The sequence below is a fragment of the Olleya sp. Ti.3.14 genome (genome assembly GCF_038154885.1).
Lineage (GTDB): Bacteria > Bacteroidota > Bacteroidia > Flavobacteriales > Flavobacteriaceae > Olleya.
Genome location: NZ_JBAKAO010000001.1, coordinates 264,749 through 279,363 on the forward strand (window position 1 = coordinate 264,749; position 14,615 = coordinate 279,363).

General features: G+C 31.6%; 12 protein-coding genes. All 12 read right to left on the reverse strand.

The features are described 5' to 3' along the window. Window positions 1–41 precede the first annotated feature (41 nt). Window positions 42–1,076, reverse strand: coding sequence for a histidinol-phosphate transaminase (gene hisC, locus V6251_RS01215; protein WP_341586632.1), 1,035 nt, complete (start codon window positions 1,074–1,076; stop codon window positions 42–44). 782 nt (window positions 1,077–1,858) lie between these two features. Continuing rightward, the gene (gene hisD, locus V6251_RS01220) at window positions 1,859–3,142 is read right to left on the reverse strand and encodes a histidinol dehydrogenase (protein ID WP_341586633.1); all 1,284 of its coding nucleotides are present in this window, start codon (window positions 3,140–3,142) and stop codon (window positions 1,859–1,861) included. Further along, entirely contained in the window at window positions 3,142–3,999 is an 858-nt protein-coding gene (gene hisG, locus V6251_RS01225; RefSeq protein WP_341586634.1) for an ATP phosphoribosyltransferase, read from the reverse strand. Before hisG ends, hisD begins: the two co-directional genes overlap by 1 nt. A gap of 288 nt (window positions 4,000–4,287) precedes the next feature. After that, window positions 4,288–5,100 carry a prohibitin family protein gene (locus V6251_RS01230; protein WP_145001756.1) on the reverse strand — a complete coding sequence of 271 codons (813 nt, stop codon included), beginning with the start codon at window positions 5,098–5,100 and terminating at the stop codon, window positions 4,288–4,290. Window positions 5,101–5,114: 14 nt separating this feature from the next. Beyond that, a complete protein-coding gene (locus tag V6251_RS01235; protein ID WP_341586635.1) occupies window positions 5,115–7,148 on the reverse strand; it encodes a VWA domain-containing protein in 2,034 nt (677 codons plus the stop codon). Continuing rightward, window positions 7,149–7,694, reverse strand: a complete 546-nt coding sequence (locus V6251_RS01240) for a hypothetical protein (protein WP_341586636.1) — start codon at window positions 7,692–7,694, stop codon at window positions 7,149–7,151. A 39-nt stretch (window positions 7,695–7,733) separates the two neighbouring features. Further along, window positions 7,734–8,480: a 3-oxoacyl-[acyl-carrier-protein] reductase gene (gene fabG, locus V6251_RS01245; protein ID WP_341586637.1), complete on the reverse strand. Its 747-nt coding sequence runs from the start codon at window positions 8,478–8,480 to the stop codon at window positions 7,734–7,736. A 163-nt stretch (window positions 8,481–8,643) separates the two neighbouring features. After that, the gene (locus V6251_RS01250) at window positions 8,644–11,613 is read right to left on the reverse strand and encodes a M16 family metallopeptidase (RefSeq protein ID WP_341586638.1); all 2,970 of its coding nucleotides are present in this window, start codon (window positions 11,611–11,613) and stop codon (window positions 8,644–8,646) included. Between the two features lie 106 nt (window positions 11,614–11,719). After that, window positions 11,720–12,592, reverse strand: coding sequence for a succinate--CoA ligase subunit alpha (gene sucD / locus V6251_RS01255; RefSeq protein ID WP_292945185.1), 873 nt, complete (start codon window positions 12,590–12,592; stop codon window positions 11,720–11,722). A gap of 96 nt (window positions 12,593–12,688) precedes the next feature. Continuing rightward, window positions 12,689–13,081, reverse strand: coding sequence for a nuclear transport factor 2 family protein (locus tag V6251_RS01260; protein ID WP_341586639.1), 393 nt, complete (start codon window positions 13,079–13,081; stop codon window positions 12,689–12,691). Then, window positions 13,082–14,017 carry a UDP-3-O-(3-hydroxymyristoyl)glucosamine N-acyltransferase gene (locus tag V6251_RS01265; protein ID WP_341586640.1) on the reverse strand — a complete coding sequence of 312 codons (936 nt, stop codon included), beginning with the start codon at window positions 14,015–14,017 and terminating at the stop codon, window positions 13,082–13,084. A gap of 11 nt (window positions 14,018–14,028) precedes the next feature. Then, a complete protein-coding gene (gene efp / locus V6251_RS01270) occupies window positions 14,029–14,595 on the reverse strand; it encodes an elongation factor P (RefSeq protein ID WP_145001764.1) in 567 nt (188 codons plus the stop codon). Between the last annotated feature and the right edge of the window lie 20 nt (window positions 14,596–14,615).

A 14,615-nucleotide genomic window follows, 5' to 3' on the forward strand; every position in this document is an offset into this window, starting at 1 on the left:
TTTTTTGTAGTGAGATTCTGAAACCAGTTCAGAATGACACGTTATACTAATTTTAATGTTTCGATTAATGTATTGTTTTCTTCCGGTGTCCCAACAGTTATTCGAATGCAATTTTTAACTTGTGTATTTCTATTTCTAATAATGACCTTCTGCTCAATTAAATATTGATACGTTTTATTAGCATCTTCCACTTCTACTAACAAAAAATTAGCATCTGTAGGATATATTTTTTTAACTATCTCTAATTTACTTAAAGCCTCTTTTAACTTCGTTCTTTCTTCAAGAATAGTCTCAATGTTTTGAGTCACTTCTTCCAAATTATTCAAACTTTTCAAAACCGCTTCTTGGTTTAAAGTACTAACATTATAAGGCGGTTTAACACGGTTATAAAGTGTAATTATAGACTGACTAGCATAAGCAACTCCTACTCTAACACCTGCCAATCCCCACGCTTTACTAAAAGTTTGACTAACAATTAAATTATCATATTTATCAATATTTTTAATAAATGACGCTTGTGCGCTAAAATCAATATATGCTTCGTCCACAATCACGATACCATTAAAATTCTCCAAAATATATTCAATATCATCTGGATTTAAACTGTTTCCTGTTGGATTATTAGGCGAACATATAAATATGATTTTAACATCTTCAAAATCTAAATACGGTTGTAATTGATTTAAATTAATCTGAAAATCATTAATTAACGGTTGTTCTATAACTTCAATATTATTGATGTTGGCAGACACATTATACATCCCGTACGTTGGCGTAAAGGTTAAAACCTTGTCTTTTCCTGGCTCGCAAAAAATACGAAACGCTAAATCAATAACTTCGTCACTACCATTTCCAATAAAAATTTGGTCTGTTGCGACCTTTTTGATAGCAGATAATTTATCCTTAATCTCTTTTTGCTGCGGATCAGGATATCTGTTTAAATCTCCAAATGGATTCTCGTTTGCATCTAGAAAAACATCTGCAGTCCCTTTAAACTCATCTCTTGCAGAAGAATACGGTTTTAACGCTTTTATGTTAGCTCTAACCAGATTGTTTATGTTTATTTTTTGGTTCATTTTTTCTTATTACTAAATGTATTGGCAGTATTCTGTTGTATTATTCTTGTGTGATACTGAAACCAGTTCAGTATGACGTTGTGATAGTGTTTCGAACTTTAATTCATGATTCACGATTCATAATCCATGATTCTTGTTTCCTGTTTCTCGTTTCTCGTTTCTCGTTTCTTAACTCTTTTTTCAAACATCACGTCACACTGAGTTTATTTCAGTGTCTCATTATTTTTATTCTTGTGTGATACTGAAACTAGTTCAGCATGACGTTGCGATAGTGTTTAAACCTTAAATTATGATTCATAATTCATAATTCACGATACATGATTCACAATTCATAATTCTTGTTTCTTAACTCATGTTTCAAACATCGCGTCACACTGAGTTTATTTCAGTGTCTCATTATTTAAAAACTTGTGTGATACTGAAACGAGTTCAGCATGACGTTGCGATGGTGTTTCGAACTTTAAATAATGATTAATAATTTACAATTCACGATTCATGATTCCCGTTTCTTAACTCTTGTTTCAAACATTGCGTCACACTGAATTTATTTCAGTGTCTCATTATTTTACTTGTGTGATACTGAAACGAGTTCAGCATGACGTTGAGATGGTGTTTCGAACTTTAATTCATGATTCACGATTCATAATCCATGATTCTTGTTTCCTGTTTCTCGTTTCCCGTTTCTTAACTCTTTTTTCAAACATCACGTCACACTGAATTTATTTCAGTGTCCCATTATTTATTCTTGTTTGATACTGAAACCAGTTCAGTATGACGTTGCATTATTTTAAATCCTTTAAACGAATAGTCACCGCGTTTTTATGTGCTTGTAATCCTTCGGCTTCAGCCATTAACTCAATAGTGTTTCCAATATTTAGCAACCCTTGTTTTGTAATATTCTGAAAGGTAATCGCTTTTGTAAAACTATCTAAATTCACTCCTGAATAGGCTTTACTAAATCCATTAGTTGGTAAGGTGTGATTGGTTCCAGATGCATAATCTCCAGCACTTTCTGGTGTGTAATTACCAATAAATACCGATCCTGCATTCTCGATACCGTCCACATAAAAATCGTTATTATTTGTACAAACAATAAAGTGTTCTGGTCCGTATTGATTAATTAAATCTAAGGCGATGGCATCAGTTTCAACTAAAATAGATTTAGAATTATCTATAGCTTGTTGTGCAATGTCTTGTCTTGGAAGTGCTTTTAGCTGAAGCTGAATCTCTTCCGCGACAGCGTCAATTAGCTTTTGAGAGGTTGACACCAAAATGACTTGGCTATCTGCACCATGTTCTGCTTGACTTAATAAATCCGAAGCCACATAACTAGCATTTGCAGTATCATCTGCCACAACTAATAACTCACTTGGACCAGCAGGCATGTCAATAGCAACACCATACTTAGTTGATAATTGCTTAGCAACGGTTACAAATTGATTTCCTGGTCCAAATATTTTATAAACCTGAGGAATACTTGCTGTACCAAACGTTAAACCAGCAATAGCTTGGATTCCGCCAACTTTTATAATTTTAGTCACTCCGCAAAGTTGTGCTGCATATAAAATTTCGTTAGCAATTTTACCTTCTTTATTTGGTGGCGAACATAATACAATCTCTTTACAACCTGCAATTTGTGCAGGTACTCCAAGCATTAAAACTGTAGAAAACAAAGGCGCTGTACCTGCAGGTATGTAAATCCCGACTTTCTGAATCGCTCTTTTTTCTTGCCAACAGTTAACACCTTCTGTTGTTTGTACGCTAACTTTTTCGGTTTTTTGCGCGGTATGAAACGCTTCAATATTGCTTTTTGCTTGCTGAATGGCTTCTTTTAAGGGCTTTGAAACTTTGGCACTTGCTATTTCAATCTCTTCAACTGTAACGATATTTGTTTTTAATTCTGCACCATCAAATAATTGCGTGTACTTAGCAACTGCTTGATCACCGTTACGTTGTACGTCTTCAAAAATTTGAGTTACCGTAGCTTCTATATCATTAACAGTTTGTGTTGGACGTTGCAAAATGTCTGACCACGTTGCTTTTTCTGGGTTGTTTATCGTTTTCATTATAATACCATGTTATCGATTGGACAAACTAGGATACCTTCTGCTCCGTTTAGTTTTAGTTCGTCAATAATTTCCCAGAAATCATTTTTATTAATTACAGAGTGGATTGAGCTCCAACCCTCTTGCGCCAATGGTAAAACCGTTGGACTTTTCATTCCTGGTAAAATATTTATAATATCCTCCACCTTGTTATTTGGTGCATTTAATAATACGTAACGTGATTGTCTGGCTTTTAAAACAGATTGTAATCTGAATTGTAATTTATCAAGAATAGCTTGATTGTCATCAGAAATCTGAGGAGAAACCGCTAGTACAGCTTCTGACTTTAAAATAACCTCTGCTTCTTTTAAACCGTTTTTGAATAAAGTACTTCCGCTAGAGACAATATCTACAATAGCATCTGCTAATCCAATATTTGGAGCAATCTCTACAGAACCATTAATAATGTGTAAGTTGGCTGTTACTCCGTTTTTCTCTAAAAACTGATTAACAGTATTTGGGTAAGACGTTGCAATACGTTTTCCTTCTAAATCTTTTACTGAATTGTACTTTACTCCTTTTGGCACTGCCACAGAAACTTTACAAGTAGAAAATCCAAGTTTTTCAGAAATTGTAATCCCATTCCCTTTTTCTATTAATACGTTTTCTCCAATAATAGCAACATCTACCACACCATCTTTAAGGTATTGTGGAATATCTCCATTACGTAGATAAAAAATTTCTAGTGGAAAGTTTTTTGCAGACGCTTTTAATTGGTCTTTACCATTATCTATGGAAATACCAACATCTTTAAGGATTTGCATCGAATCCTCGTTTAATCTTCCTGATTTTTGAATTGCAATTTTTAATTTACTCATTTTATTTCTTTTTAAATTTTTTAGATTCTTTTGAAAATTTGAGTAAATCTTTAGGAAAGTATATAAATACAAAAAACCGCTTGATTTACTCAAACGGTTTTAAAATATACTTTGATTTTATTCAATACATTTCTAACTGGCTTGAGTGCTAGTATGGAAATGATGATGATGTAATTGAATAAAGTTCATGTCTTTTTTTTCTTCTTTACAAATATTGTTAAAATTTATTTTAAAAACCAAATATATTATAAAATAATTTTAAGTTTAATAAAAAAAATAACTCTAAATTTATTGATTACCTAAAATAATAGGCATTCCGCTATCTCCTGATCCAATCACAATTACTTTGCTATTATTAGATTCTGAAAGCTTTACAGTAGCTTCTATTCCTTTATCTTGTAATATTTTATCAGTTAATGACGCACTTAAAATTTTGTTTGCATCAGCTTTACCTTGAGCTTCGATAATAACTTTTTCGGCTTCTTTAGCTGCAGTAACTAATCTAAACTCATACTCTAAAGATTCTTGTTCTTGTTTAAGTTTACGCTCAATTGCATCTTTAATAGTTGGAGGTAAAGTCACATCTCTAATCAAAATGTTATTTAATTGTATGTATTGTGACTCGACGATTTTTTTGGTTTCTTCAAAAATTTCATCTTGAATAGCATCACGTTTACTAGAATATAATTGCTCTGGAGTATAACGTCCTACAACGCTTCTAGCTGCACTACGTATGGCAGGTTGCAATACTCTGCTTACATATTCTCTACCTTTTTCTTTATGTAATTTACTTAAGTTTTTATAATCAGGTTGATATAATACAGAAGCATCTAATTTAATATCCAAACCGTTTGAAGATAACACAGACATTTTTTCTGGTAATTCTTGTTGTCTAACCTCGTAATCGATAACACTGTTCCAAGGTGCTACAAAATTTATACCTTCACCAAGTGGTTCGCTATCTGGATCTACTCCACCTCCAAGTTGATACAATACTCCTGCATGACCAGAATCAATTGTTTTAACCGATTTAGCCATAATAATTAATCCTATTACTGCTGCTATTATAAAAGGAAATGCTCCTTTTGGTAATTTTTCCATAATTTTTTTTAATTTTAAATTAATCCTTTAAATTTTCTGATAAACCATTCTAACGCTAAGCTTAAAGCGATAATAAATAGTAAATATGACCAATCAATCAAAGGTACAACACTTTTATTGCTTTTTTGAATGGGTTGGTAACGATTATCCATTAATAAACTATCGATTAAAGCCTCGTAACTATTTATAAAATATGCTTCACCACCACTATTAGTAGCTAATTGTTGCAACTTTGTTACATCTGCGTTTAAAAATTGTTGCTCTACGTTATACTCAATAATTTTAAAAGTACCAGAAACTGAAATATTCTCTGAAGCTGAATTTACCGTAAAGTTGTAGTTTCCAGATTCTAATCCATTTAAGTTAACTTGATAACTATTTCCTTTTAAAATCAAAGGTCTATTTAAAACAGCTTGGGTTTTTGTGTTTTTTAATGAAATCACCAAGGATGCATCAGTATCAAACTCGTAATTTTTATTAAAAAACTGAGCGTTTATAACAATATTATCACTTCCGTTGTAAAATGAATTATAATCAATATTCAATCTATTGCGACGCTTATTAGATGCCAAATATTGAACTAATTTACCAACAAAATTATCAAATTTTAAAAAACTGTCTTCGTTAATATAACTTTGTGCTCGCCATTTCCAAATATCTTCTCCAAACAATACTGCTTTCCTAGTTCCATTAGTTTCTAAAGTGGCTAATAACGGTTGTTCTGTTTTTATACCAGATACTGTTTTATATAATATTGTTTCAAACGGTTGATTAAAAATAGACTCACCAAAAGCAGATTTTAAAGGAGGAAGATTTTCAAAATCTATATCTTCAACTATAAAAGGGTTATAATTTTTATTTAAAGAAGGTTGATAATCTTCGGTTTGCGAGGTATAATCTAAATTATAACTACTAGTCACTTTATTTAAAAATTGCCAATCTGTTTTTGCTCCAATAATAACCCATTTATTTTTGTTTTGCTTTTGTAATTCATCAAACAAAGACTTAAATAAAGCATTTGGCTGATACAGTATAACTAATTGAAAATCGTTTAATTGATTTAAAATTTTATTAGGTTTTAAAAACACAACTTCACGTTGCTCATTACTTTCAATACTTTTTTTTATAGCTCCTAAATCAGGATGCAAAATAGTACTTACAATAGCAATTTTAGATTTTTGATCAATGACTTCTACTGCAAAATTTTTGTAGTTATTGGTCTTATTTTTTTCAGTATCTAACGGAATTATTTGGGCTTTGTAATCTTGCACTCCAACATCATTTGCAGGTAAAGTAAAATTTAAAACTTGACTATTATTAGATTTATCTAAAGTAATTGGTTTGGAAAAAACGGTAGCATTTCCTTTTGTGACTATAAACTTGCTAGTTATTGGTTGATTACCATTATAGACTACTATAGCTTCAATAGGAAAATTATTTTTTAAATATGCGTATTTATTAGCATTTAGCTTACTAATCTGCAAATCTGAGTAAACTACTGTATCACCAAGGATTATTGGGTAAATAGCTTGATTATATTTTTTTGCAGAAAATTGATAATCATTACCAATAGTCTGATTACCATCTGTTACCACTATAGTTGGCGACACTGTGTTTTTATATACTTGTGTTAAGGATTTGAAAACCTTATCAATATTAGTTTGGCGATCTGCAAAAGTAAAACTATCTGCAACGTTTATATCCTCTCCAAAAGCAAACAGTTTTACATTAAATTTATCAGTAACCTGAGTGTTTTTTAAAACATAGTTAGTGAATGTTTTAGCCTTATCTGCTTGATTTAAATGCTTTAACGATGCTGAATTATCTACCGCTAATATTAAGTTTGGTTTTTCAGTGTAATATTCTACTTGCTCAAATTTTGGATTTATTAGTAATAATAAGACTGAAAATAAGGTGATAAAACGTAAAAAAGCAAAAAGCGCATTATCCTTTGATGCGCTTTTTGTTTTATAATAATACTGAAATAAGGCTAATAATACAGCGATTATTCCTGATAAAATGATATATAATATAGTATCTGTTGACACTTAATCTTCTTTTACTTTAATAATATCAAAAGCCTCCATAAAACGTTTGATATCCTTATTATTATCATTTTCTGTCAAGCATATTACTTGAGATATAAACATTACATTATCTACCAAATAAGCATTCATATAAATAAATGCCTTTTCAATTTCAATTTTAATACTCCTTCCTGGATAGCCATTGTGAGTTACTTCGTTTTTAAATATTAATGTACCATTAACATTTTGCACAGCACCTTGAACTGCTGCATCAAGGACTTCATCTTCATAATTATCTGCTACATCTTCAAATTGAGATTTTGGATATGCTGATTTTATAACAGAATAAACAACATTAGTACTATTTTCTGAAGTTGCCACATGCATAATCATGTACATATCTAAAGGTCCTGCTTCCGTATCTATCACTTCAAGTGTTTGTACAGGTTGCACAGGATATTTAGCAATAAATGCATGCTCTTCGGATTTATAGTCAATCCATTCTTGAGCTGAAGCATTTAACGTTGACACTAAAAAAAGCGTCAATGCAAAAATAATGTTTTTCATGGTTTAATTATTGTAGGACAGTTTGTGGTTAACCCAATTTTAGGTTAACATTCCACCATCAACATTTATAGTTTGTCCAGTTACATAGGCAGACATATCTGATGCTAAAAACACACATACATTAGCAATATCTTCTGGTGTACCACCACGTTTAAGTGGTATAGCATTACGCCATCCTTTAACGGTTTCTTCATCTAACTTTGCAGTCATTTCAGTTTCGATAAAACCTGGTGCAATCACATTACTTCTAATATTTCTAGAGCCTAACTCTAAAGCTACAGATTTAGAAAAACCAATAATACCAGCTTTTGATGCTGCGTAGTTAGTTTGTCCAGCATTACCTTTAACACCAACCACAGAACTCATGTTAATTATAGATCCTTTACGTTGCTTTAACATAGTACGTTGTACTGCTTTTGTCATATTAAAAACAGACTTAAGATTAACTTCAATTACTTGATCAAAATCTTGTTCACCCATTCTCATTAACAAGTTATCTTTAGTAATACCTGCATTATTTATTAACACATCAATGCTACCAAATTCTGCTAAAACATCCTCTGCTAATTGCTGTGCTTCGTCAAAACTTGCTGCGTTACTTTTATATCCTTTTGCTTTTACACCAAAAGCATTTAATTCTTTTTCTAACGCGTTTGCAGCCTCTACAGACGAACTGTAAGTGAATGCTACATTTGCACCTTGCTGAGCAAATACTTGAGCAATACCTTTACCAATACCTCTGGAAGCACCTGTAATAATTGCTGTTTTCCCTTCTAAAAGTTTCATTTATGATCTATTTTTTGCTTTTCGATTTAATCGAAAATATATTGTTAGTTTACTAATTCAAATATAGTAATTACAAATTGTTATGTGTAAAAAAACCTCATAATTTATACAATTATGAGGTTTTAATCTATAGACTTCTTGCAGTCTGTTTATGTTGTTTTAATTACATTTTAACGTCTTCTTGTTTTTCGTAATTAAATAAATAATCAACATCCATCTCTTGTACTTTTCCTAATTTATTTAGAGCTTTTAAATCCACATCTTTTTTGTTTCCAATTACCATAACGTTATAATCTTCGCCTTTAATGTTTTTATTAAAAAACTCGCGTAAATCCGCTAAAGTCATATCTTTAATTGCATTATACATAGCCTCTCTGTTATCCTCTGAGATTCCTAATTTTTGAAGTCTTTCATAACTCCAGAAAATACTAGATTTATTAATACGTTGTGCTGCTATTTGCTTTAAAGTAGACTCTTTAGCTGCATTAAACTGAGCTTCAGATTCTGGCATATCATTCATTAATCCCATCATAGCCTCCACTGCTTGTGGCATTTTGTTTGCCTGAGTACCAATGTATGCCATTACGTAATTAGAATCGTCTTTTTCTCTAGCAGTACTATAATTAGACCATGCAGAATATGCTAATGATTTAGATTCTCTAATTTCCTGAAAAACTATTGAGGATAAACCTCCTCCAAAATAGGTGTTAAATAATGTTGATGCAGCCATGTTTTCTGCTTTAAAAGGTTCTCCTTTTGCTAAAAACATCATTTCGGACTGTACCATATCAAAATCTACAAAATACACATTTCCTCCAGTTTCTTTTTCTGTAAAAGCAACTGCTTCAGGATAATCTTTAAGATCTTGATTTACTTTATGAGATTTATTTATAGCTGAAATTGCATTATCTACATCTTTACCGTAATAAAACATACGCTGTTTGTAGTTTTTTAAATCTTTAGTTAGATTTACTAATTCTTGAGGATTAATACTATTTAATTCTGTTACAGGAATGATGTTTCGTAAGCTAGAATTTTCGCCATATTTAGCATAATTCATTAAACCACTTCTTAAAATACTACCTTTATTAGTTTTATTATTTTGTCTTCCTTTAGCAATAGATTGTACGTATTTACTATATGCTTCTTGGTTTGGTACAGCATTATCCAATAATTCTTCTAATAGCTCAAGACCTTTTGGAAGATTTTCTTTTAACCCATTTAAACCAATAAAAGTTTGCTCATTACCTGTATTAACGTAATAATCTATTCCTAATTTATAAAACTCTTTTTTCAAGTCTTCATTTGAATATTTATCTGTACCTAAATACTCTAAATAACCTACTGCTAAATCTAATTTTTTGTCATTATCACTTCCCATATCAAAAATGATGTTTAAGTCAAATAAATCATTAGATTCATTTTCAATATATGATACTTTAATTCCGCTATCGGTTTTAGTTGTCTTAATAGCTGAAGCATAATCCACATATACAGGTTTTAAAGCTTCTGACTCCATTTTATTAAAGTCTTCGATATATTTAGAATTAGCACCTCTGTTAAGATTAACAGGTGTAATTCCTGGGTTTTGTACTTTTACGATTTTGTCGTCATTACCTTTACGTTTGTACGTTACAACATAATTGTCTTTGTAAAATGAATTAGCAAAATCCACCAATTGTTGTTTTGTAATCTTTTTTAAATCGTCTAAAAAACGAACTTTGTCTTCCCATTTTTCGTTATGTATAAAAGCATCAACATAAGCATCTGCCACAGCTGTACTACTTTCAAATTGCTTTAATTGAGATTTTTTAAGATCATTGATAACTGCATCAATCATCCAATCTTCAAATTCACCTTTTTTAAGTTTGTTAATTTGGTCTAACATTAAACCTTTTAACTCTTCTAAGGACTGACCTTCTTTAGGTGATCCACTTAAAGAATGGTAACCATAATCATTTAAAAATGTTGTTGAAGATCCAGCATATTGCACTAATTGCTTTTGATTTAAATTTAAATCCATCAAACCAGCATTACCATTAGCCAAAATCATATCTGCTAAGGTTACAAGTTTTTCTTCTTCAGTATTAACTCCGCCTGTTCTGTAGGCTATAGAAATACTTTCTGCAGTTGGTCCAAACACCTCGTTTTCTACTATAGCAGTTAATGGCTCTTCCTTAGGTAATACAGGATGTTCTACTTCTTTTCTTTCAAACTTACCAAAGGTATTATTCACTTTTTGTATGGTTGATTCAAAATCTAAATCACCTACTAAAACGACTGCCATATTATTTGGTACATAATATTTGTCAAAATAGTTATTAATATCTATCATAGAAGGATTTTTTAAATGCTCTGCAGTACCAATAGTAGATTGCTGACCATAAGGATGATTAGGGAATAAACCTTCCAGCATAGCTGCATAACGTTTACGACCATCATTATCCTGACCTCTATTAAACTCTTCAAAAACAGCTTCTAATTCTGTATGAAATAAACGTAAAACTACTTGTCCAAAACGCTCGCTTTCTAGTGCTAAAAATTTATCTAATTCGTTTACCGGAATTTTATTGGTATACACTGTTTGCTCAAACCAAGTATAAGCGTTAGTACCTGTAGCACCTAAAGAGCTTGACATTTTATCATACTCATTAGCTACTGAATAATTTGATGCTTCTAAAGACACGCGATCAATCTCTTTATAAATGGCTAGTTTATTATCTGGATCTTTTTCCGCTCTATGTTTTTCGTATAAATTAGAAATAGTGTCTAGATATTTTTTTTCAGTTTCCCAATTAACTGTACCAATCTGATCGGTACCCTTAAAGACCATGTGCTCTAAATAATGAGCTAATCCAGTAGATTCTTTAGGATCGTAATTAGAACCAGCTCTTACAGCAATGTAAGTTTGGATTTTAGGCTCATCTGTGTTTTTGCTTAAATATACTTTTAGACCATTATCTAAGGTATACAATCTTAATCCTGTTGGGTCATTAGCTACGCTTTGATAACTAAATCCATTGGCATCCTTTTGTGTTTCTGTTTTAGCTACAGTTGTATCCGAATTACTTTTTTTGCAGCTAGCAACAAAAGTAATAACAGCTAAAGCTAAAATTAGTTTTAAATGTTTCATTTTTTGGTTGATTATGTTAATAAAAAAAGTTCGTTAGCTAAATTAAGCTAACGAACTTTAAACGTTTATATATTTGGATTATTTTAACACATTAGTGTTAAGTAATTTAAGCCATAACTTCGGCTACTTTTTTACCAATTTCTGCTGGAGAATCTACTACGTGAATACCACATTCTCTCATAATTGCTTTTTTAGCTTGAGCTGTATCATCAGATCCACCAACAATTGCTCCTGCATGTCCCATTGTACGTCCTGCTGGTGCAGTTTCTCCTGCTATAAAACCAACGATAGGTTTTTTACTACCTGAAGCTTTGTACCAGTTAGCAGCATCTGCTTCTAATTGACCTCCAATTTCACCAATCATTACAACACATTCAGTCTCTGGATCGTTAATTAATAACTCAACAGCTTCTTTAGTAGTTGTTCCAATAATTGGGTCTCCACCAATACCAATTGCAGTAGTGATTCCTAATCCTTGTTTTACAACTTGATCCGCAGCTTCATACGTTAATGTACCAGATTTAGATACGATACCAACTTTTCCTTTTTTGAAAACAAAACCTGGCATAATACCAACTTTAGCTTCTCCTGGAGTGATAACTCCTGGACAGTTAGGTCCAATTAATCTACAGTCTTTATCTTTGATATAAGCTGCTGCTTTAATCATATCTGCTACAGGAATACCTTCTGTAATACAAATAATTACTTTAATTCCTGCGTTAGCAGCTTCCATTATTGCGTCTGCTGCAAATGCTGGTGGTACAAAAATGATTGTAGTGTCTGCTCCTGCTTTATCTACAGCTTCTTGCACTGTGTTAAAAACTGGTCTGTCTAAATGTGTTTGACCTCCTTTACCTGGTGTTACACCACCTACTACATTTGTTCCGTATTCAATCATTTGACCTGCGTGAAAAGTACCTTCACTACCAGTAAATCCTTGAACTATTATTTTTGAATCTTTGTTTACTAAAACGCTCATGTTTTGTATTGATTAAGAAATTTTATGTTGAATTGTTCTTTGCTATGCAAAAGTAAGTTTTTGATTGCGATTACTAAAAGTATTTTAAATTTTATTTTACGAATATGATGATAAACTAGAAGGATTTTCATCAAATAATTGACTTATTTCGTATCCTTTATATAAAAGTCCATCCTTTACTTCCCAAATTGAAATAAAATGAGCAATTGGCTCCACCTTATCAGGCCTTTCAATTGTAGCTGCATAGGCTGTATATCTAGCTGTAATGGTATTATTTTCTTTTAGTAAATGACTTAATTTATAAGTAAATGACACAAATGATTGTCTAACCTCCTTTAGCTTTTGGTCAATACCGTTATAATCTAAGGCTGTATAACCTTGACTGCTATTCCAATGCAATTGACAGTTTTTATCAAACATTTTAATCGCATTATCTGCTTTTGCTAAATCTAAACTATAAAAGGCTTTTACAATTGCTCTGGCTGACATCTATTTGTTTTTTAATTGTTTAATTATTTCAGGAATTCGCTTAATATATGCCAACTCTTTTAATTTTACTCTTGATTCTTCAATTGGCGTCCCAAAATAGGATTTTCCGCCTTCTATGGATTTTGTCACACCTGTTTGACCTAAAACATTTGCTTTTTTACCTATGGTAATTCCACTAGTTGTTCCTACTTGTCCCCAAAGTGTAACTTCATCTTCAATAATACAACATCCTGCAATACCTGTTTGAGAGGCAATTAAACATTTTTTACCAATAACGGTATCATGGCCAACTTGGATTTGATTATCTAATTTAGAACCCTCTCCAATGGTCGTATCTCCTGTAACCCCTTTGTCTATAGTACATAATGCACCAATATCTACATTGTTTTGTATTACTACTCTACCTCCAGATTTTAATTGATCAAATCCTTCTGGTCTATTTTTATAATAAAAAGCACTAGCTCCTAAAATACTTCCTGCATGTATGGTAACATTGTTTCCAATAACCGTGTCGTCGTATATACTAACGTTAGAATGGATTACACAATTATCTCCAATAGTAACATTATGACCTATAAAACAATTTGGTTGTATTACTGTATTTACACCAATTTTTGCTGATGTTGATATCGCTACGTTTGAGCTAGTAAATGGTTTAAAATATGACGTAAGTTTATTAAAATCTCTAAAAGGATCATCACTAATTAACAATGCTTTACCTTCAGGACAATCCACCTCTTTGTTAATTAAAACAATGGTAGCTGCACTATTTAAGGCTTTGTCATAGTATTTTGGGTGATCAACAAAAACAATATCTCCAGGTGTTACCACATGAATCTCGTTCATGCCTAGCACCTCAAAATTAGCATCTCCTTTAAACGTACAGTCTATTAGTTTAGCTATGTCTTGTAATGTATATGGTTTTGGAAATTTCATTTAACTCCAGACTATTCCTTTACACGTTCTTTGTAAGTCCCTTTGTCTGTTTCAACTTTTATTTTATCGCCTTCATTAATAAATAAAGGAACGTTAACAGTTGCTCCAGTTTCTACCGTTGCAGGTTTTGTTGCATTAGTAGCAGTGTTACCCTTAACTCCTGGCTCAGTAGCTGTTACTTCTAAAATTACGGTTGCTGGCATATCTACAGAAAGTGGCATGTTGTCTTCTGAATTGATTTGAATAGTAACCACTTCACCCTCTTTCATTAAATCTGGTGTGTCTAAAGCAGACTCTAATAACCTAATTTGAGAATAATCCGCTTCATTCATAAAATGATAAAATTCGCCATCATTATATAAATACTGAAACTTATGTGTTTCTACTCTTACATCTTCTAATTTATGACCTGCAGAAAACGTATTATCTAACACTTTACCGTTAGTTACACTTTTCATTTTTGTTCTAACAAAAGCTGGTCCTTTACCTGGTTTAACATGTAAAAATTCAATGATTTTATAGATATCATTGTTATATCTAATACATAATCCGTTTCTAATATCTGAAGTAGTTGCCATTTTTATTTTTTAATTTTTAA